The organism is Acinetobacter sp. UC24323 (assembly GCF_024151445.1).
Classification (GTDB): domain Bacteria; phylum Pseudomonadota; class Gammaproteobacteria; order Pseudomonadales; family Moraxellaceae; genus Acinetobacter; species Acinetobacter baumannii.
The window spans coordinates 77,349-98,733 of sequence record NZ_JAHIBY010000011.1; the positions used below are offsets into that span (position 1 = coordinate 77,349).

At 39.1% G+C, this 21,385-nt stretch carries 12 protein-coding genes; 9 read left to right on the top strand and 3 right to left on the bottom strand.

What is annotated here, in order from left to right; all coding sequences use genetic code 11:
* Window positions 1–8 precede the first annotated feature (8 nt).
* The 4 genes from kdpB to KNQ97_RS15040 are packed head-to-tail and all read left to right on the top strand — an operon-like array spanning window position 9 to window position 6,088.
* Complete coding sequence (gene kdpB / locus KNQ97_RS15025) at window positions 9–2,048, top strand: potassium-transporting ATPase subunit KdpB (protein WP_139101036.1); 2,040 nt, start codon at window positions 9–11, stop codon at window positions 2,046–2,048.
* 13 nt (window positions 2,049–2,061) lie between these two features.
* On the top strand, window positions 2,062–2,667 hold the full coding sequence (gene kdpC, locus KNQ97_RS15030) for a potassium-transporting ATPase subunit KdpC (RefSeq protein WP_253612413.1): 606 nt from the start codon (window positions 2,062–2,064) through the stop codon (window positions 2,665–2,667).
* A gap of 38 nt (window positions 2,668–2,705) precedes the next feature.
* Window positions 2,706–5,360: a sensor histidine kinase KdpD gene (locus tag KNQ97_RS15035; protein ID WP_253612414.1), complete on the top strand. Its 2,655-nt coding sequence runs from the start codon at window positions 2,706–2,708 to the stop codon at window positions 5,358–5,360.
* A gap of 11 nt (window positions 5,361–5,371) precedes the next feature.
* A complete protein-coding gene (locus KNQ97_RS15040) occupies window positions 5,372–6,088 on the top strand; it encodes a response regulator (RefSeq protein WP_253612415.1) in 717 nt (238 codons plus the stop codon).
* A 72-nt stretch (window positions 6,089–6,160) separates the two neighbouring features.
* Here KNQ97_RS15040 and KNQ97_RS15045 read toward each other — a convergent pair whose 3' ends face one another.
* Window positions 6,161–7,585: a glutamine synthetase family protein gene (locus KNQ97_RS15045; RefSeq protein ID WP_253612416.1), complete on the bottom strand. Its 1,425-nt coding sequence runs from the start codon at window positions 7,583–7,585 to the stop codon at window positions 6,161–6,163.
* A gap of 407 nt (window positions 7,586–7,992) precedes the next feature.
* Here KNQ97_RS15045 and KNQ97_RS15050 point away from each other — a divergent pair, with 407 nt between their 5' ends.
* On the top strand, window positions 7,993–8,541 hold the full coding sequence (locus KNQ97_RS15050) for a DUF2799 domain-containing protein (RefSeq protein ID WP_253612417.1): 549 nt from the start codon (window positions 7,993–7,995) through the stop codon (window positions 8,539–8,541).
* A 46-nt stretch (window positions 8,542–8,587) separates the two neighbouring features.
* Here KNQ97_RS15050 and coq7 read toward each other — a convergent pair whose 3' ends face one another.
* On the bottom strand, window positions 8,588–9,223 hold the full coding sequence (coq7, locus tag KNQ97_RS15055) for a 2-polyprenyl-3-methyl-6-methoxy-1,4-benzoquinone monooxygenase (protein ID WP_001216787.1): 636 nt from the start codon (window positions 9,221–9,223) through the stop codon (window positions 8,588–8,590).
* A 3-nt stretch (window positions 9,224–9,226) separates the two neighbouring features.
* On the bottom strand, window positions 9,227–10,549 hold the full coding sequence (locus tag KNQ97_RS15060) for an MFS transporter (protein WP_000977590.1): 1,323 nt from the start codon (window positions 10,547–10,549) through the stop codon (window positions 9,227–9,229).
* A 165-nt stretch (window positions 10,550–10,714) separates the two neighbouring features.
* Here KNQ97_RS15060 and KNQ97_RS15065 point away from each other — a divergent pair, with 165 nt between their 5' ends.
* The 4 genes from KNQ97_RS15065 to KNQ97_RS15080 all read left to right on the top strand — a co-directional run bounded on the left by KNQ97_RS15065 (window position 10,715) and on the right by KNQ97_RS15080 (window position 21,369).
* Window positions 10,715–13,435 carry an autotransporter assembly complex family protein gene (locus KNQ97_RS15065; protein ID WP_065184272.1) on the top strand — a complete coding sequence of 907 codons (2,721 nt, stop codon included), beginning with the start codon at window positions 10,715–10,717 and terminating at the stop codon, window positions 13,433–13,435.
* A 26-nt stretch (window positions 13,436–13,461) separates the two neighbouring features.
* Window positions 13,462–17,967 carry a translocation/assembly module TamB domain-containing protein gene (locus KNQ97_RS15070; RefSeq protein ID WP_000852513.1) on the top strand — a complete coding sequence of 1,502 codons (4,506 nt, stop codon included), beginning with the start codon at window positions 13,462–13,464 and terminating at the stop codon, window positions 17,965–17,967.
* A 141-nt stretch (window positions 17,968–18,108) separates the two neighbouring features.
* Complete coding sequence (locus tag KNQ97_RS15075; RefSeq protein WP_000976734.1) at window positions 18,109–18,471, top strand: hypothetical protein; 363 nt, start codon at window positions 18,109–18,111, stop codon at window positions 18,469–18,471.
* A gap of 258 nt (window positions 18,472–18,729) precedes the next feature.
* Complete coding sequence (locus KNQ97_RS15080) at window positions 18,730–21,369, top strand: bifunctional aconitate hydratase 2/2-methylisocitrate dehydratase (protein ID WP_000888596.1); 2,640 nt, start codon at window positions 18,730–18,732, stop codon at window positions 21,367–21,369.
* Window positions 21,370–21,385: the final 16 nt, after the last annotated feature.

Genomic DNA, 21,385 nt, shown 5'->3' on the forward strand with positions numbered 1-21,385 from the left:
GGAGGCGAGTGAAAATGAATACACAAACTCATGTAAATAGCCATAAACAAACCATGGCAGTGCCAAATTTTGAAGTTTGGAAAAATGCATTTGTGAAACTGCTACCGCAGCATGCAATTAAAAACCCTGTGATGGCAATTGTATGGCTTGGAACAGTGGTTACTGCAATTAGTACAGTCTTGGGTTACACCACGCTGTTATTTGGTTTCGCGGTTACAGCAATTCTGTTTATTACCATTTTATTTGCTAACTATGCTGAAGCAGTTGCAGAGGCCAGAGGCCGTGGGCAGGCATCTTCATTACGTGCAGCAAGAGAAAATTTAACGGCTCGAAGACTCAACTCTTTGACAGACCGTCAAGCGACTCAAGTTGCAGCGACCGAACTTCATTTAAATGATTTTATTGAAGTACATGCAGGTGAGCTTGTTCCAGCCGACGGTGAGATTGTAGAAGGCTTTGCAACTATTAATGAATCGGCTGTTACAGGTGAGTCAGCACCTGTGCTACGTGAAGCTGGAACAGACCGTTCAGGTGTTATTGGTGGAACCAAAGTACTTACAGATTGTATTGTTGTGCAAGTGACTGCTGAATCTGGTCAAAGTTTCTTAGACCGTATGATTGCTTTGGTTGAAGGCTCAAATCGCCAGAAAACTCCGAATGAGATTGCGCTTGGCTTCTTGTTAATGGTGATGACAATTACGTTTTTAATTGTCGTGATTAGCTTGCCATTTATTGCCAAGTATTTGCATATTGAACTTGATCCAGTTGTGCTCGTGGCGTTATTGGTCTGCTTGATTCCTACAACCATTGGGGGCTTGTTACCTGCGATTGGTATTGCGGGGATGAACCGTGCACTCAAAGCCAATGTTTTGGCAAAATCAGGTAAAGCGGTAGAAGTTGCGGGTGACATTGATGTGCTTTTACTCGATAAAACAGGAACCATTACTTATGGTGACCGTCAAGCGACTTCTTTTTATCCTTTAACTTCGGTAACCGAGTCTGAGTTGAGAGCTGCTGCTTGGGTGAGTTCACTTGCCGATCCAACACCAGAAGGGAAATCGATTGTTAAGTTAGCAAAAGAACAAGGTTTAAAACAGCAAGAACCTGAGCAAGCCGAATTTATCTCTTTTAGTGCTTCGACTCGAATTTCTGGCGTGAATTTACCGAATGGCGACCAAATTCGTAAAGGTGCTTTAGATGCAATCTTGAAATTTGTAGATGAGGATTATTCTCAAGATTTAGAATTAAAAGCGCGTGTTGAACAAGTTGCCAAAAAAGGAGCAACGCCTTTAGTCGTCGCTAATCAACATCATGTATTGGGCGTGATTGAGCTTTCAGATGTGATTAAACACGGCATTAAAGAACGTTTTTCTCGTTTAAGAGAAATGGGCATCAAAACCGTTATGGTTACAGGTGATAACCCATTAACTGCGGCCGCGATTGCTGCTGAAGCTGGTGTAGATGATTATATTGCCGAAGCAAAACCAGAAGACAAATTGGCTTGTATTCGCACCGAACAACAACAAGGTCGTTTAGTTGCAATGGTCGGTGACGGAACCAATGACGCGCCAGCATTAGCACAAGCAGATATTGGTTTAGCCATGAACTCGGGTACACAAGCTGCAAAAGAAGCTGGCAATATGGTTGATTTAGACTCAGACCCAACCAAATTACTTGCTGTGGTCGAGATTGGGAAACAGCAGCTGATTACCCGTGGCGCTTTAACAACATTTTCGTTAGCAAACGACGTCTCTAAATACTTTGCCATCTTGCCTGCATTGTTCGCTGCTGCGATTCCACAAATGCAAGTATTGAATGTAATGCATTTAGCAAGTCCAAACAGCGCGATTTTATCTGCATTAATTTTTAACGCGATTATTATCCCACTATTAATTCCAATCGCACTCCGAGGCGTCAAATTTAAACCTTCAACTGCAACTCAGTTATTACGTCGAAATATGTTGATTTATGGTGTGGGCGGTGTGGTTCTGCCATTCCTTGCCATTAAAGCGATTGATGTAGTGATTGTTCAATTATTTGGTTTGTAATCTGGAGTTTGAAATGAAAACTTATGTACAAAATTCAGAAGCAAATTTGGGTCAGACCTTAAGAGCATCTTTCGGACTTCTAATTTTTACCTTAGTTGGCTGTGGCGCTGCTTATAGTGCGATTGCTACAGGTGCGGGACAGGTGTTATTTAATAATCAAGCAAATGGTAGTTTGATTGAAATAGAACATAAAGTTTTAGGGTCAAAATTAGTTGCTCAGCCATTTGTTGGAGAGGCTTATTTTCATCCACGTCCTTCAGCAGTCGCTTATGACCCGATGGCGATGGCAGGTACAAACTTAGCTCGTACTAATCCTGAACTACAGCAACAAATTGATGCTCAGATTCTTGCGGTAAAAAAACAAGACCACACGGGCAATACACCTATACCAAGTGATTTGGTGACTAAATCTGGTAGTGGTATTGATCCGCATATTAGTCCTGAATCTGCTCAGTTACAGGTTGCCAGAGTGGCTCAAGCTCGTCATTTAGACCCTAAGATTGTGGAAGAGCTTTTGCAAAAGTATGTTGAACCGAAGCAGTTTGATGTATTGGGGCAAGCCCGTGTTAATGTATTACAGCTCAATATTGCTTTAGATCAATTACAATCTACACATTAACTTAAAAATAAAGTTGTTAGTTTACCGGATGATATCAAGTGCAAAGCAATCGCGAAAATCAGGCTGAGGCCTTATTAAATCATGTCAACAGATATCAAGCCGGTCGACTAACGGTCTTTCTTGGTGCGGCACCGGGTGTAGGAAAAACCTATGCCATGCTCGCCCGCGCCAAAGAATTATTTCAACAGGGCACAGATGTCGTTGTTGGTATTGTTGAAACTCATGGACGAATAGAAACTCTAAAAATTTTGGAAGGGTTGCCTCAAATTGCTAGAAAGGAAATGCAATATCAGGGGCATACTTTAGAAGAAATGGACTTGGATGCTATTTTACTTAGGCATCCGCAAATCGTTTTAGTTGATGAACTGGCTCATCGCAACGTCCCAAATAGTCGCCATGAACGACGTTGGCAAGACGTCAATGAATTGCTAGACGCAGGTATTGATGTATTTACCACTATAAATATTCAACATTTAGAAAGCCTGAATGATGTGGTGTACCAGATTACGGGCATTCGAGTAAATGAAACGGTACCAGATCGGGTATTTGATCGTATTCGAGACATTCGTTTAATTGATTTACCAGTCAGTGAGCTCATTGAAAGGCTCCACCAAGGAAAAGTCTATGTGCCAGAGCAAGCAAATCTGGCATTACAAGGCTTTTTTAGCATTTCAAATTTAACGGCATTACGTGAACTGGCAATGCAATGCGTTGCTGAACATGTCGATTCAGATTTAAAAGAGAGCTATGCCTCTAAAGGTTTGAAGTCTATCTCGTTGCAAAATGAATTGATGATTGCGATAGATGGGCAAGGCTCTTCTGAATATTTAGTGCGAGCAGGCTGTCGTTTAGCAGAACGTAATGGTGCTACATGGACTGTAGTAAATGTTGCTAAAAGTTTGGACTTTGGACAGAGTTCAGTGAGTTCTTATAAAAAAGAATATATTGAGATTGACCGTGCGTTTGAGTTGGCTCGACAACTAGGTGGTCGAACTGAAGTTTTATATGGGCCGCGAGTTGCATCAGTGTTAATGGATGCCGCCGTTGATCGAGGTATTTCAAATCTGGTTATTGGCAAAAGTATTTCACCGTGGTGGTTAAAGTTATTTAAGAAAAATTTAGCTCAGCAATTATTAAATCAAGAAAACTCGATTGCTTTAACAATATTGCATCCAGAACAAGGCACTAAAAAGACAACTCAACTTGAAAAGCCATCATTTTTATCATTAAAAGAAAGCATTTTTGTTTTAGCTGTGACGTGCGGTAGCATTTTTATAGCTCACTTCGCCGAAGTTCTATTTGGTATTGAAGACTTCTCTGTCATTTTTATTATTTCTGTTTTAATTGTTGCAACTAAAACCCGAATGTTAGCTGCCGTAGTGGCAGCCTTAATATGTTTCTTGGCCTATAATTTTTTCTTTATTGCCCCGCGTTATACCTTTCAGATTTCAGCACACCAAGGGGTAGTCACCGTTGTTGCTTTTTTTGCAGCAGCTTTAATTGCTGGGCGTTTGGCTTCTCAGTTACGCCAGCAAGTTTTGTCTTTAAAAGCTGCGAATGCTTATACTACGGTAATGCAAGACTTGGCACGTAAGCTTTCTAGTGCAGTGAATCTTGAAGAAGTCATGCAAACAGGACGTATGACTTTAGAAACACAACTTCAAACTAAAGTGTGGATTTCTATTCGAGATAAAATAATTTCATCTGATATTGAGCTAAACGATAAAGAAAAAGTAGCCGCAGAATGGTGTTTAAAACATCAACAACCGTGCGGGCGTTTTACCGATACACTTAGTCAATCAAACTGGTGGTTTTTACCTCTTTTAGAGCAGAAAAATAGCCTAGGTATAGTGGGAATTTACTTTAAGGATGAAGTGGTTTCCTTAAATTTTGAGCAAAAAAAATTGACTGAAAGTGTAATTGAGTACATTGCACAGGCAGCACTTCGAACCCAATTGGTCAATGAACTTGAACAAGCAAAAGTCACCAGTGAAACAGAGCGCTTACGTTCTGCTTTATTATCTTCGGTATCGCATGATTTACGCTCGCCACTCGCTTCTATTATTGGGGCAGCAGACACACTTGCCAATTTTAAAGCTGAAATGACAGAACAAGACCAACAAGATCTGCTTGAAACAATTCATTTAGAAGGTGAGCGCTTAGACCGTTATATTCAAAACTTGCTTGATATGACCCGTTTGGGGCACGAAGGTCTAACTTTAAAAAGAGACTGGGTTGGCGTAGATGAATTAATTGGTTCGGCAACCCGCCGTTTAAAGCGTTATAAACCAGATACGCAAGTGGTCGTTCAGTTACCTGAGCAACCGATTAGTTTGTATGTTCACCCAGCACTGGTAGAGCAAGCTATTTTTAATGTTTTAGAAAATGCGGCAAACTTTTCACCTCCAGATGAGCCAGTCATGATCCGTACTCATCTTTTGTCAGAAGATGAAGTAAAAATAGAAATTGAAGATAAAGGTGCAGGAATCCCTGAAGACGAAAGACACCGCATTTTCGATATGTTTTATACTATGGAGCGTGGAGACCGTGGAAAATTCGGTACAGGTTTAGGGCTAACAATTGTAAAAGCGATTATTGGTGCTCATATGGGTACAATAGAAGCATTTTCAGGGCGCCAAAATAAAGGTACTTTAATTCAAATCAGATTACCCATTCATCCAGTAAAAGAATAAGTTGTAAATTAATGATAAGTCCAGAAACATCACCTGTAGAAACACGTATTGTGATTATTGATGATGAGCCTCAAATCCGTAAATTTTTAGACATTGCTTTAAGAACTCAAAAATACAAAACCACACTCTGTGAAACGGGTTACAAAGGCCTAGAGACTTTGGCAACCCAAGGGGCTGATTTGGTGATTCTAGACTTAGGCTTACCCGATTTAGATGGAAGAGAAGTGCTTCAAGAATTACGTAGCTGGTCGAATGTTCCCGTTATTGTGTTATCTGTACGTGCTGATGAATATGAAAAAGTTGCTTTGCTCGATGCTGGCGCAAATGATTACATGACCAAGCCGTTTAGTGTGCAAGAGCTTTTGGCACGCATACGTGTCATTCTAAGAAATCAACCGATTCAGCAAGAAGCTCATGTGTATGACGATGGTTATCTCAAAGTCGATGTCATGCAACGTTTGGTTTGGATCGAGCAACAACCAATTACTTTAACTCGAAAAGAGTTTCAACTTTTGACCTTATTAATGCGCTATCAAGGGCAACTTTTAACACAGCCACAGCTTTTAAAAGAACTATGGGGTCCAACCCATCAGGAAGATACGCACTATTTACGTATTTTAGTGGGCAAGTTACGTAGTAAACTGAGGGATAACGCGATTCAGCCACGTTATATTGCTACTGAACCAGGTGTTGGGTTACGTTTTTTAGCTAAACAGAAAAATCACTAGATATAAAAAAACCTTAGGGTATTTCTCCCTAAGGGTTTGCAAAGTGGTTTATAGTTTTTTTGCTTTTTTTATTTATATATCCCAATGTTGTTCTGCTTCAGTCATCTGACTATAAATGTTTTGATATTCAGCCTGTTTAACCGTGTACCAATGTTCTACAAAGTCTGCCCCTAAATACCCTTTTAAAATAAGACTTCCTTTAAATATTTTTAAGGCTTCCGGCTGATTGTTGGCTAATAAAATGTGCTCGTCTGGAAATTTTAAAAGATGTGCAGGTTTTGGTAGCGGTAACTTATGAGATAAGCCATAAGACGCGCCCGCTAAAATAGTCGCTGTCACCAGATAGGGGTTACAGTCAGCTCCAGCAACACGATATTCTAAGCGTTGATTTTGTACATCTGAGCATGGAATTCGGATTGCAACATTTCGGTTATTAGTATCCCAATTGGCTTCTAATGGCACGTGATGACCAATTTTAAAACGTCTATAAGAATTAATATTAGGCGCTAAAATCGCCATAGATGCAGGCATTAACTCAATTAGGCCACTAATCGCGCTCAATAATTTGGCTGAAAGCTCATCTTTTTCTACTTCTGAACTAAATATATTTTGATGGTATTGATTCAGCATACTCATATGAAAATGCATACCACTACCAGCCTTTGCCAAGTTTGGTTTCGCCATGAAACAAGCGGTTAAGTCATGCTTTCTTGCAACTTGTTTAACAATTCTTTTTAAGGCATTAATTTGATCGCAGAGTTTTAAAATGTCATGGCTGTGTTGAAGGTTTAATTCATATTGTCCAGGGGATGACTCTGCAACAATAGCGGTAATTTCAATTGATTGTAGTAGGGCTGCTTTTTCAACTTCATCCAGAACTTGCTGATAATTATTTGGCGCATCTATATCAAAACATTGGTTTTCTGAACATATCTCGAATTGATGCTGAGGTGAGAAAAGATAAAACTCAAGCTCGGCAGCCATGACAGGGAAATAATTATTAGCATGTAACTGATTTAATAATTTTTTTAATATATTACGTGGTTCATAGCGACAGTCAGAACCATCTTCTTCTTGCATGGATAGGTAAAGCTGAGCATTTAATTCTGGGGCTAAGGCACTGGGTTGCAAGCTGCCTAAAATGGGCAGGCAAAGTCTATCTGGTTCACCAATATATTTTCCCAGGCCTGTTTCTTCAATCACTTTTCCATCAAGGCTCATGGCATAAACAGAAAGTGGAAAATAACATCCATTCGATAGATTTTTCAGACTCTTAACGTCAATACGTTTGCCACGAATATGCCCGTTTAAGTCATGTAGACAAATATCGATGTGCTGAGTGTGAGGGTATAAACTTAAATATTCATCAACTTCTTTTAAAAAAAGCTCTGAGTTGAACGTATGACTTTGTGTCTGTGGAATAAAATCATCTGATATTTTAAATGCCTTAAAGTGAGGATCTTTTAAGTTTAAATTTGGGTAAATAAGCGTACTCATTATAAAAAACCTTGGTGGTTATTTAGCTCAAATCCTACCGTAGCCTTTGACGTTAATCCCGTAAAAAAACAGTAAAATAATAAATAGTTTATTTATAAGTGAATTTATTTTTTTATATTAATAATCAATAGGTTAATTTTTGTTTTTGTGGTAAGGTTTTAAAGTAAAATTAACGTATAAGGACCATTAAAGAGTTGTCTGATCGTTCATGATTTCGCTTTTAAAATTAAACATAATTAGGAATTGTGATCCTTAAATTTGGTGAGATGGTCAAACTGCTTTAAACTTAAAATCTTATCCAGTTAAATATTTATGTATAAATCTTGAATAGAGCAAGGCTTATATAGCACATGTACTGGAATTTTATTTTTTGCGTTTTTTAATTTTTATTTTTGAGTTCTCTTAATATGAAAAATATCGGTTTAGCCATTTTAGCAATCAGCCTTTCAGGTTGTGCTGCAATGAGCGTAGAAGAATGTAAGACTGCGAATTGGTCATTAGTAGGTGAGAAAGATGGTTCAAAGGGGTCTTCGCCGCGTTTAGATCAATATTATAAAGCGTGTGGGAAAGCTAATATTGTTCCAGATCAAAAGTCATATGAACGTGGATATAAAGAGGGCTTAGGATATTATTGCCAGCCATCAAATATTTTTTATAACGCCTTAGAGGGTAACGGCAATATTAATGTATGCCCAGTTGAGCAGCGTAATCGTTTAAGACCTTATTATCGTGCAGCTTCCGATTACTACAATGCAAAAGCTGAATATGATCGTTATGACAAAAAATTTAAGCAATATTCTGATAGCGCTTACAACGAAAAATTAAAGCCAGAAGAACGCGAACGCTATCGTAAACTTTTAAGAGAATTACAAATTGATCGTGACCGTATTAATAGAAACTATTGGAACTCAATTCGAGATATTGAGCGTTTTAAATATGATCATGGTTTAAAATAATATTTTAAAAAAGGATTGATCCGAATGGGATCAATCCTTTGTTTTTTCAAAGATAATAACTCGTTTTTGTCATTAACTTTGAAATAGCAGTCATTGTGATTTTTACTGCATATGGTAATTCAACACCACCTGCTTCAAGTGCAGTATGACGGTGATGCAATTCATCTTCATTCATTTGCTCTAGAATTTTGCGCGAGCGTTCATCTTGAGCTGGTAACTGGTTTAAGTGATCTTGCAAATGTAGACTAACTTGACGTTCAGTTTCAGCAACAAAACCTAAGCTATATTTATCACCTGCAATACCGGCAAGAGCACCCATACCATATGAAAGGCCATACCAAATCGGGTTCAATAAGCTTGTATGACTATTTAGCTCTTTTAAACGGTCTTCACACCAAGCTAAATGGTCTTGTTCTTCAATCGCTGCCTGTTGCATTTCGCGGCGTACATTTGGCAATTTCGCTGTCAATGCTTGCCCATGATAAAGTGCTTGAGCACACACTTCACCACTATGGTTAACACGCATTAAACCTGCAACATGGCGAGCATCTTCTACACCAAGTTTTGCTTCTACTGTTTCAGCTGGATTTTGGCGCTGTGCTGCTGTTGCACCCGGAACAAGACTACGTAATGCTTGATCAAAAGAGTTAATAAGTTGATCAATTCCAGTATAGTGGCGCATAAATTAGTCCTCCAAAGAAAGATGTGCTGTGGCAAGCATTGGTTTTAGTCGGGCAAGAAGCCATATACTAAAGATTGCACTAAGTACAGCTGTAATAATAAATAGTATTTTAATATCAATTTTTAAAACACTTAAGATTAAGATTGAGAAAATTGCAGAAGAAACCATAAAAACGGCATTTAAGATGTTATTTGCTGCAACCACTCGGGCACGATGTGAGCGTGGTGAGTAAGCCTGCATCATGGCATATAGGGGAACAATATAAAAACCGCCACTAATACCCAATAAAGTCACAGCAATCATGACATGGTAGTAAACCCAGCCTTGGGTAAAAACATCTTTTAATGTCAGTAATGCTCCAGTTCTTTCAGGTACAAAAGCCAGACTGGCTGCAAGGTAGAGCGCAAAAACAGTAAGGCCAACTGCACCGATTGGCACCATTTTAATATTAATTTCTGAACCACCAATTTTGCGGCAAAGAAGAGAACCCACACCAATACCGACTGAAAAGAAAGTAAGTAATAGGCTAACCACATTTTCCGATGCATGAAGGTTTTGCTGAGTCAACTGCGGAATTTGGGTTAAATAAGTCGCTCCATAAAACCAGTACCATGAGTTACCTAACAAAATTGTAAACACTAACGGTAAGCTTTTGGCATATTTGATAGTTTGAAAGCTTGTACGAATAAAGTTCCAGTCAATATCTAAATCAGGTGCGGCAACTTTTTGTGGCAAGATGAAACGGCTGAATAAATAACCTATGCAAGCAATCGCTACTACAGTAATACTAATCCACAATAAGTTTCCATCTGATGACGCAATTACGGCACCACCCAAGATCATTCCGAATAAGATAGCCATGGATGTACCAGACTGAAACAGGGCATTGCCAGACATGAGTTCATGTGGTTTTAAGATTTCTGGCAAAATGGCATATTTAATAGGACCAAAGAAAGTCGAATGTGTGCCCATCAAAAATAGGGCTAAAAGAAGCAACCATAAATGCCCCAATAAAAAACCGGCAGAACCGATGAGCATAATAATGATTTCTAAAATTTTTATGCCACGGACAAGTTGTGAGCGTTCATACTTATCAGCAATTTGTCCGGCAGTTGCTGAAAAAAAGAAATATGGCAAAATAAACAACAATGCTGCTAAATTATTGAGTGTGCTTACTGGTGCAGATTGTTGCTGAATCCAACCATAAGTAATGACTAACAATAAAGCTTGCTTATAAACATTGTCATTTAATGCGCCAAAAAACTGGGTAAAAAACATCGGTACAAACCGACGTGATGTCATCAGGGATTCATCTTGTTTCATCATGTGCAAGCTTCATTGAGTTTTATAAAAAAATGTGACGGAGTGTTAATTTGCATCTAAAACCATGTATGATATTTTTAACGCTTGATTAAATGAAAAATCAATGGTTTTGAGTGAGTTTTGTCCTCATATTGGTGCGTTTATTAAAAAATAAGTTTAGAGTTTTTCATGCCTTCTAAAATTAAGTTTAAACAGTCAACTCTTTCTCACTCTATGCATTTAATCTTAAAAATGCAGAGTATACCTAAACTTATTTGTAGCAGCTTATTATTAAGTTTATGTGTTACTCCTTGTTATGCTCAAAGTTCGGCTGAGACCGTTACACCAGAAGCAAACCAGACGGTAACAGATTCATTGGTACAACAAACTAATACAAATAACCCAAGTGATGTTCCAATTACCGATGTCGCTACTCTTGTAACTCAAGCACAGCAACAACAAGATAGCTTGGCTATATTGCAACAACAAGAACAATTTCCGAATCAGATTGAAGAATTTAAGCCAATTACGCTTGATAATCTTGAAGACTTACCGGTTATGCCTGTTGACCAGAATATGGCAAATGAAATTTATCGGGTAGCAGAAGAGGCAAAAAACGAGGCTCAAAACTTCCAAAATGGTACGCAAAAACAACCAGAAATGGTGGTGAATGACGCATCACAAGCAGAATTACATGAAATTAATCAGGCCCCTGTAAATATTGACCAGCTCATGCATGAGATTCAATCTGATAGTAAGATTGTGGTTGAAGCCAATGAAACAGGAAAAACTTTACCTGAGCTTACTGCTGCCGTTGAAGAGCCACCCGAAGAAAAAGGTTTCTTTAGACGTATATTCAATAAAATCCGTCCACCTCGGGTAATTCCAATGGAGCAGATACCCCGTATTACTGCTGAGGTTACGGGTGCGCCAGATGATTTAGCTAAAAATATCAAAGGTAAATTATCTACATTTACCCAAGAATCATTTGAAGATTTTAATGCAGCGCTACCGCAACTTAGGAGCTTAAGTAATCAGGCTGCTCAAGCTGTAGGCTATTACAATGCTGAGTTTCGTTTTGAAAAGTTAAGTGCCAGTCGCGTACGCGTTAATGTAACGCCAAATGAACCAGTACGGATTAATGAACAAAACATTGAATTTACTGGTGCTGGTGCAAAACAGCCACAATTTCAGGTCATTCGTTTAGTTCCTGACCAAGATGTAGGTGATATTTTTAATCATGGTCTTTACGAAACCACAAAAAGCCGAATTGTCGATGCTGCATCGGATAATGGTTATTTTGATGCGTATTGGCGTTTACATGACGTAAAAGTGAGCCAACCTGAAAATAAAGCGGATATTAACCTCAAGTATGAGACGGGGGAGCGTTATAAGCTTGGTAAGGTTGAGTTTCGCATGAGCGATCCATCAAAACCATTACCTTTAAATATGAATATTCTTGAAAGCATGGCACCGTGGAAAGAGGGTGATGACTATGCTTTTTGGCGTGTAAATGTTTTAGCAAATAACCTGACTAACTCACGTTATTTTAACTATACCTTGGTCGATTCAATTAAACCCGACCCAATTGAAAAACCACTTGAGTTACCACCCGATTTACAAGCGTTGGTCGATCAGCAGAATGTTGATATTGATGAATCGAAGCTGCTTCCTTTAGAGCAACAACAACTTGCCAAAGCACGCCAGTTGGCTTCCTCAAGTAAAGAAGTGACACAAAATGTGGTAGATGAAAAACAATTTGCCGGAACTGAAAGTGTACAAGCCGCACCCGCATCTTTAAAAGCTGCAACTGTACAGCATGAAGAACAAGAGTCTGAACAAGACCGTTTACAGGCTCAAGCCCGGGAAGAAAAACGTATACCAGTGATTGTGACGTTAAATGCCGATAAACTAAATAGTCTGGAAACAGGTATTGGTTATGGTACCGATACTGGTGCCCGTTTACGTAGCCAATATAGACGTTCGATTGTAAATAAATACGGTCATTCATTTGATGCTAACTTAGAAGTTTCTGAAATTCGTCAATCTATAGATGGGCGCTATAGTATTCCTTATAAACATCCGTTAAATGATTACTTTAATATTGTGGGTGGTTACGAGCGTGAGACGAGGGATGATATTGGTCCGGATGTAAGTTTACTTACAGAATCGGCAGTTTTAGGTGGAGAACGAGTTATTAAAAAACCGCTCGGAAACTGGCAACATACCATTGGGGTACGTTATCGTCTCGACCGCCTAACTCAAAAGGGGAATGTGGATATCTCTGAGCTACCAGACGCATTTAAAACTGCTGCATCAGAGCAAGAAGCATTATTATTTAGTTATGAGACCTCTAAAACCTCAAGTAATACACGCTTAAACCCGACCAAAGCTTTTAAGCAAACTTATAAATTAGAATTAGGTAGCGAAAGTTTACTTTCAGATGCCAATATGGCAATTGCAACAGCGGGCTGGAGATTTATTTATTCTTTAGGTGAAAATGATGACCATCAGTTTGTTGGGCGGTCCGATTTTAGTTATATTTTTACCGATGAGTTTGATAAAGTTCCATACAATTTAAGATTCTTTACTGGTGGTGACCAGACAATTCGTGGTTTTGATTATAAAAGTCTTTCACCAGAAGATAATGGATATAAGATTGGTGGACAGGCTCTAGCAGTAGGCTCTTTAGAATATAACTATCAATTCAAAGAGGGTTGGCGAGCAGCTGTTTTTTCTGATTTTGGTAATGCTTACGATAAGAGTTTTAGTAATCCGACGGCCTATAGTGTGGGTGTTGGTATTCGTTGGAAGTCCCCAATTGGACCAATTCGTTTAGACGTGGCTTCTGGTATTTCTGATGATAACCATCCGATTCGTTTGCATTTCTTTATTGGTCCACAACTTTAAAAATAAAATTTTATTAGGTTTATTTTATGGCGGAAGTAGAACAGCAGCCCACTTCGGCACCTAGCTCTCCTAAGAAGCGACGTATTTTGCGTAGCTTCTTGCTGACAATCTTGATCATACTTTTATTACTTGTTGCTTCCATCATTATTATGATGTCGACTGACCGTGGAAGTCGTTTTTTATTAGATCGTGTTTTACAAGCTCAGCAAGTCATTAAATACGAGTATGAGGGGGGTAATTTACTCAGGGGAATTATTCTTAAAAATATTATTGTTCAGTTAAAAGAAGTTGACGTTACTTTAGATAGAGCTGATGTCCGTTTAGGGTGGCGTTCTTTAATATTAGAAAAAGAAGTGCATTTGAGCAATGCAGATGTCCGTAACCTAGTTATTATTAACAAAGCTCCGCCATCGGATAAGCCATTTGAGTTTAAACCCATTAAATTACCATTTGTGCTTCGTGTAGATGTTGGAGATGTTGATCATTTAGAAATTAAAAATTCAGGTTCTGTCGTAAATTTCCATGATGTTCATCTAAATGATGCTTTGTGGTCAGAGACAAAACTGAAATTTGAAAATTCAAGTATGGATATGGGGTATCTTTCTGTTCATAACGCAACAGGAAATATGGACTTTAGCGGCAAATACCCACTGAATGCGACTGCAGATTTAAGAATTCCTTCTTTAAAAAGTTTAAACATCCAAAATATTAAGGTGGCAGCGCGGGGTAGTTTAGATACTTTGCAAGCCGGTGTAGCAACGACAACACCAGATTTATTAACAGGTTGGGTTGTTTTACATCCTGTTCGTCATGAAGTGCCTATGCAAGGTGCATTGTTACTCAAAAATTATCACTTGCCTTTACTGGTTGAGCAAAAATTATTTGCTAAAAACGGTGTAATTAAATTTCAGGGTGATATTAAGCAACTCAACTTAGCACTTGAGACAGATTTAAAAGGGGAGAATTTACCTGAAGGCCAGTACAACGCCTTAATGAATACTGATCTGGTTCATCAGTTGAATATTACTGATTTTAACGGGCAGGTCATGAAGGGTGCAGTTAATCTTAAAGGATTAGTGAACTGGAAAGATCATGTCACTTGGGACATCAAAGGTCGCCTAGATCATGTTAATCCTAAAGACAAAGCTATTCCACAGGTCGTTCAGGATTTCTTGCCGCCAAGTCTAGATGCAGCCGTTTCTTCAACTGGCTCTTTGGAAAAAGGTACGGAAGTATTTGCCAATGTAGACTTTGACCGCTATGAATCTTGGAAACTTAAACTAAACCAAGCACCTGAAAAGAATAAGAAGCCACAACCTATGTTTATGAATGTGGCTTGGGCAAATATAGATCGTGCTATGCCATATATAGGTTGGTTAAGTAGTGATAGTGGTCAAGTTGATTTGACTTTGCGAGATGGTCAGCAAGATATTAAAGTTTCGACAAAAGTATATCAGCATGAACAGACCTTATTACCGGCTGGACAATATTTAGCAACTTTGAATGTTAAAGATAATATTCTTAATGTTCCTAGTTTTAGTTTTGCGGCTCAAAAGGGTAGCCTCACAGGTCAGGCCAAAGTCTTATTACCAAGTGAAAAACGTCAGCTGGCATGGAATGCATTATTAAATGCAAAAGACTTTAATCCACAAAGTATACATACAGCGGCGCCTGTTAACTTGCTCAACGGATCAATTAAAGCCAGCGGTTTTGCAAAGCCAAATCAACAAATTATTCAGCTTGAAAAAATTGATTTAAAAGGTCGCTTGGCTCAAGCAGGTCAAGAAATGGTTGCGCTAGCTGGAAAAAGTACAGCAGCTTTATTATTTAATGATGTTAAAGCAGGTGGTGGTTTTAAAGGCTTTGCGGTCAATTATGACGGATCTTTAAAAGCACTTAATCAAGCCAATGGACTATTAAAGTTTTCTATTGCAGGTACTCCAGAATTTATCCGAATTAGTCAGTTACAACATGATGGTGTTGCTGGGAAAATCTATGCGACTGGGGCATTAAATTTAAAAGACCGTATTGCTTGGGATATTAATAGCTCGTTAGTACGCTTTAAACCTCAATATTTTGCCTCCAGTGTAAAAGGTGAAATTTCAGGAAATGTAAAAACACAAGGCATCTGGTCTGACAAGTTAAAGCGTATTGATATTCAACAATTGAACCTTGCGGGTTATTTGAATAATAAGCCAGTCAGAGGTAAAGGTAACTTATCCATACTTATGGATTCGAACCAAAAAGGCTTTTTACCTCAGCAATTTGAAGCAAATAATCTATTTTTAGTTTATGCGCAAAACCAGTTGCAGGCGACTGGTAATGCACAGAATTTAAAAATTAAGCTGAATGCACCTGCGCTTTATGAGTTGTATCCGGGTTTAAGTGGGCGTGCATATGGAGACTTGAGTGTCCAATCTCAACCGCGTTTGAAAGCTACGGCGAATATTGCGGTTGATAATTTTGCATTTAATACATTAGTCAGTATTAAAAAACTTCGTATCCAGGGTGAATTGCCTACTTCCGAAACAACACCAACTCAGTTAACAGCAAAATTAGACAATTTACGTAGTGGTAGCCGTCAAATTCAGTCTGCTGAAGTGAATTTAACAGGAACAAGAAAAGCCCATTTATTAAAAGTGCAAGGAAATAATAATGTTTCTAAATTCTATGTTCAGTTAGCCGGTGGATTTAATGCGAAGAATGATTGGTTAGGGCAAATTCAAAAAGGAAGTTTTGATTCACGCCGAATTCGTCTAGCACAAAATCAAAATGCACCAGTTGTTTTCTCATCGGCACGTTCTGAATTATATGTTGGGCAACATTGCTGGCAAAGTACAAATAGCCAGTTGTGTCTTGACCAGCCTGTGCGTGTGAGTAAAGCACAAGGTAATATTTCATTTGTTACTCAAAATCTAGATTTAGGTGATTTTGCTGCGTTCATGCCGGAAGGTTTGGCTATGACAGGCCAACTTAATGGTTATGCTAAAGCTTCTTGGGTAAATGGTGGGCATCCTAAGCTTGATGCACGCTTAGTGACCAGAAAAGGTGAACTGGGCCTAGCAGCGGAAGACCCGCAAGATCCACCGACTACTTTGGCTTATGATGAACTGAGTGTAATTGCAAAAAGTATTTCAGAAGGCTTATTGTTCCGTGTCGATGTAAAAACACCTGATATTGGTACAGGATATGCGAATGTTATTATTAATCCATACCAATCATCTATGCCAATGCATGGTGAGGTAGCTTTTAACGATGTACAGTTAAAAGTGTTAAAACCATTCATTCAAGATGTACGTTCAATGAGTGGTACCTTAGCCTTAGCTGGCAAAGTGAATGGTACTTTGACCCAGCCACAGTTTACGGGCGAAATGCGTTTGAAAAACGGGGCGATCAGTATGATTTCCCTGCCAGTTAATTTAACCAATGTACAGGTGTATTCATCTATTCGTCAGGACATGGCAACAATTGATGGTGCATTCAATAGTGGACAAGGTGTAGGGTTACTTAAAGGTAGTTTTGACTGGAAAAATGCACCGCGTCTACAGTTAAACTTAAAAGGCGATAACTTACTTGTACGTCAAGCTCCATTAATTACGGCTATTGCAAATCCGAATTTGACACTTGATATGTATCCTTTTGATAAGCGTTTAAGCTTGAAAGGATCAGTAGATGTTCCTCGTGCACGTATTTCAATGCCTGAAACAACTGCACCAGTGGTTAACACATCTTCAGATGTTCGTATTGTTCGCCAAGGTCAGGACCCACTTGCAATTTTACGTGCGGCAAAACCGTGGGATATCCGTGCAGATATCTCGGTAAATATTGGCAATCAAGTCATCTTCCAAGGCTTTAACAGTAATATTCCTTTAGTGGGGCGTTTGAATTTAACCCAACGCGGTTATGAAACGGCAATGCGAGCAATGGGTGCTATTGGTGTAAGTCAAAAAGTGAAAATTGAGGCCTATGGTCAAAGCCTGGATTTAAACCGTGCAATTGCCCGTTTTAATGGCCCATTAGCAAACCCGACGTTAGATATTGATGCGAATAAAAATGTTCAGGGTAGTATGGTGGGGGTTCGTGTCACTGGTACTGCTTCGTCACCAAACATTCAAGTTTATAATGATGCAGGCCTTTCTGAACAAGAGGCATTAAATGCACTCGTGACAGGGCGTATTAATGAAGGTGCAAGTGGTTTAAGTAATGCAGAAGGCTTTAAATCTGATGTGAACAATACAATTGCTGCTGCCGGTATTAGTATGGGCTTGGGTGGTACTCGTGCTTTAACGAATCAAATTGGACGTACTTTTGGTTTGAGTGGTCTTGCATTAGATGCTCAAGGTACAGGAGATGATACTCAAGTAAGTTTAACTGGGTACATTACACCTGATTTATTTATTCGTTATGGTGTCGGTGTGTTTACTCCAGTCAATAAACTGACGTTGCGTTATCAAATGAACCGTCGTTTGTATTTGGAAGCAAGTCAATCTTTAGAACGAGCAATAGATTTATTCTACAATTGGCGCTTCTAAAGGTTTGAAGAACACTAAAAACCGAGATGCAATCATCTCGGTTTTTTATCGAAGTTGGGCAAAAATAAAGACATATAAGTAGAATTTTTGCAAAGTCTGCCAGATTCAGTATGATGTGGGCAGCATAGTCTGTGTAGAGTAATGATGAAAAAAGTTTTATTTGTTTTAATGGGCATGTTAATAGTCGGCTGTACAGAAAAAAAGCCTTTAACACCTGAAGAGCAATGGCATGGCTATTGTACAAGTGTGGGGAATGCAGCAAGAAGTATTCTGTTTGATCGTCAGCAAGCAATTGAAAAGTCTCAAGCCATTGAGCATGCTAATAAAATTGAAGACGAAATTACGAAAAAATTCATCTTTAATATTATTGAAAAAGTTTACGCCATTCCACAAGACGAATTAAAAACGAATCCAGAAGCCTTGCAAGAAAAGATTAGAAAACAAATGACAGATGAGTGTTTGGTTACCCCACATGACAAAATGCCAAACTACAAAAAATTCTAAGTGTATAAGACATCGTCAAACACTCCACTAAGGTGGAGTGTTCTTTTAACTTAAAATACCGCATGATAAATCCATTATTAAGATCATTATTTATACACGGGTATTTAGTTACAAAATAATGGGCATCACGGAGAAACACCCCGCGCTCATTAACTTTTGGCTTGAACTCTAGTAAAATTTTGTAGTCCATATTACTTGTGAAGCTTTGTGAAAGCTGGAATTTACAAGTAATTTTTTAAAAAAAGAGGAATGAACACCGTGCTAGAAGCTTACCGCCAACACGTTGCTGAACGTGCCGCACTCGGAGTCCCACCGAAGCCACTTGATGATGCTCAAACTGCTCAACTTGTTGAGTTATTAAAAAACCCACCGGCAGGTGAAGAAGCATTCTTGGTTGATTTGCTTGAAAACCGTGTTCCTGCAGGTGTTGACCAAGCAGCTTACGTAAAAGCAGCTTTCTTGGCAGCGATTGCAAAAGGCGAAGCGACATCTCCGCTAGTTTCTAAAGAACGTGCAGTTTATTTACTAGGTACGATGCTTGGTGGCTATAACGTAGCGCCTTTAGTTGAGCTTCTGGATGATGCTGAATTAGGTAGCTTGGCTGCTGAAGCTTTGAAAAAAACATTACTTGTATTTGATGCGTTCCATGACGTAGCTGATAAAGCTAAAGCTGGCAATGCAAATGCAAAAGCTGTTTTACAATCTTGGGCTGATGCTGAATGGTTCACTAGTCGTAAAGATGTACCAGAAGAAATCAAAATCACTGTGTTCAAAGTAACAGGTGAAACAAACACTGATGACTTGTCTCCAGCTCAAGACGCATGGAGCCGTCCAGACATTCCATTGCATGCAAATGCAATGTTGAAAAATGAGCGTGATGGTATCAACCCTGAAAAACCAGGTGAAGTTGGTCCATTAAGCCAAATTAAAGAACTCATTGCTAAAGGCAATCAAGTTGCTTATGTTGGTGACGTTGTTGGTACAGGTTCATCTCGTAAATCTGCAACAAACTCTGTTCTTTGGTTCTTTGGTGATGAAATCGCTCACATTCCAAACAAAAAAGACGGTGGTGTGTGCTTAGGCGGTAAAATCGCTCCGATCTTCTTTAACACAATGGAAGATGCAGGTGCATTACCAGTAGAGATCGATGTTTCTAACATGAACATGGGTGACGAAGTTACTCTTAAAATCGATCATGCTGCTGCAAAAGTCACTGCGTTCAAAAATGGCGAACAAATCGCTGAGTCTGAACTTAAAACTCCAGTACTTTTAGATGAAGTACGTGCTGGTGGTCGTATTAACTTGATCATTGGTCGTGGCTTAACTGCTAAAGCACGTGAAGCTTTAGGTTTAGCTCCATCTACATTATTCCGTACTCCAGTACAACCGGCTGACACTGGTAAAGGTTTCACTTTAGCTCAGAAGATGGTTGGTCGTGCATGTGGTCTACCAGAAGGTCAAGGTATCCGTCCAGGTACTTACTGTGAACCTAAGATGACTACAGTTGGTTCTCAAGATACAACTGGTCCTATGACTCGTGATGAGTTAAAAGACTTGGCTTGCTTGGGCTTCTCTGCTGACTTAGTAATGCAGTCTTTCTGTCATACTGCTGCTTATCCAAAGCCAGTTGACGTACAAATGCAACATACACTTCCAGACTTCATCATGAATCGTGGTGGTGTATCTTTACGTCCAGGTGACGGTATTATCCACTCTTGGTTAAACCGTATGCTTCTTCCAGATACAGTAGGTACTGGTGGTGACTCGCATACTCGTTTCCCAATAGGTATTTCATTCCCAGCAGGTTCTGGTCTTGTAGCTTTCGCTGCTGCAACTGGTGTAATGCCACTTGATATGCCTGAATCAGTTCTTGTTAAGTTTAAAGGTAAAATGCAGCCTGGTATCACTTTACGTGACCTTGTACATGCGATTCCTTACTATGCAATCAAAGAAGGCGATCTTACTGTTGAGAAAAAAGGTAAGAAAAACATCTTCTCTGGTCGTATCTTAGAAATCGACTTAACAGAAATGGAAACTGACTTAACAGTTGAGCAAGCATTCGAACTTTCTGATGCTTCTGCTGAACGTTCAGCTGCTGGTTGTGCAATCACACTTTCTGAAGAGAAAGTTGCTGAGTACTTACGTTCTAACATCACAATGCTTAAGTGGATGATTTCACAAGGTTATGGTGATGCACGTACGATGGCTCGCCGTGTTGAAAACATGGAAAAATGGTTAGCAAACCCAAGCTTACTTAAAGCTGATGCTGATGCTGAATACACTAAAGTGTATGAAATTGACTTGTCAGAAATCAAAGAACCTATCCTTTGCTGCCCGAACGATCCAGATGATGCGAAACTTCTTTCTGACGTTCAAGGCGACAAAATTGATGAAGTATTCATCGGTTCTTGTATGACTAACATTGGTCACTTCCGTGCTGCTGGTCAGTTACTTGAGAAAGTACCAAGCGGTTCATTAACAACTCGTTTATGGTTGGCTCCACCAACACGTATGGACGAACATCAGTTAATGGAAGAAGGCTTCTATAACACTTATGGCCGTGCTGGTGCGCGTACAGAAATGCCTGGTTGTTCATTATGTATGGGTAACCAAGCACGTGTTGCGCCGAACACAACTGTTGTTTCGACTTCTACACGTAACTTCCCTAACCGTTTAGGCCAAGGTTCTAACGTTTACTTAGCGTCTGCTGAGCTTGCATCTGTTGCTGCTGTACTTGGTAAATTACCAACTCCGGAAGAATACCAACAATATGCAGCTCAAATTGACAGTATGTCTGCTGACATCTACAAATATTTGAATTTCGACCAAATGGGCGAATATACAAATGCTGCTGATAAAGTAGATACTAAGAAAATTGCCGCTGCTCAGTTGACTTAATAGGTCGATTTAGTAC

Bases quoted from the DNA above. Each gene is read 5' to 3' on its own strand.
- KNQ97_RS15040 (WP_253612415.1), top strand. From the start codon at position 5,372: ATGATAAGTCCAGAAACATCACCTGTAGAAACACGTATTGTGATTATT.
- KNQ97_RS15060 (WP_000977590.1), bottom strand. From the start codon at position 10,549: ATGATGAAACAAGATGAATCCCTGATGACATCACGTCGGTTTGTACCG.
- KNQ97_RS15050 (WP_253612417.1), top strand. From the start codon at position 7,993: ATGAAAAATATCGGTTTAGCCATTTTAGCAATCAGCCTTTCAGGTTGT.
- KNQ97_RS15065 (WP_065184272.1), top strand. From the start codon at position 10,715: ATGCCTTCTAAAATTAAGTTTAAACAGTCAACTCTTTCTCACTCTATG.
- kdpC (WP_253612413.1), top strand. From the start codon at position 2,062: ATGAAAACTTATGTACAAAATTCAGAAGCAAATTTGGGTCAGACCTTA.
- KNQ97_RS15070 (WP_000852513.1), top strand. From the start codon at position 13,462: ATGGCGGAAGTAGAACAGCAGCCCACTTCGGCACCTAGCTCTCCTAAG.
- KNQ97_RS15075 (WP_000976734.1), top strand. From the start codon at position 18,109: ATGATGAAAAAAGTTTTATTTGTTTTAATGGGCATGTTAATAGTCGGC.
- KNQ97_RS15045 (WP_253612416.1), bottom strand. From the start codon at position 7,585: ATGAGTACGCTTATTTACCCAAATTTAAACTTAAAAGATCCTCACTTT.
- coq7 (WP_001216787.1), bottom strand. From the start codon at position 9,223: ATGCGCCACTATACTGGAATTGATCAACTTATTAACTCTTTTGATCAA.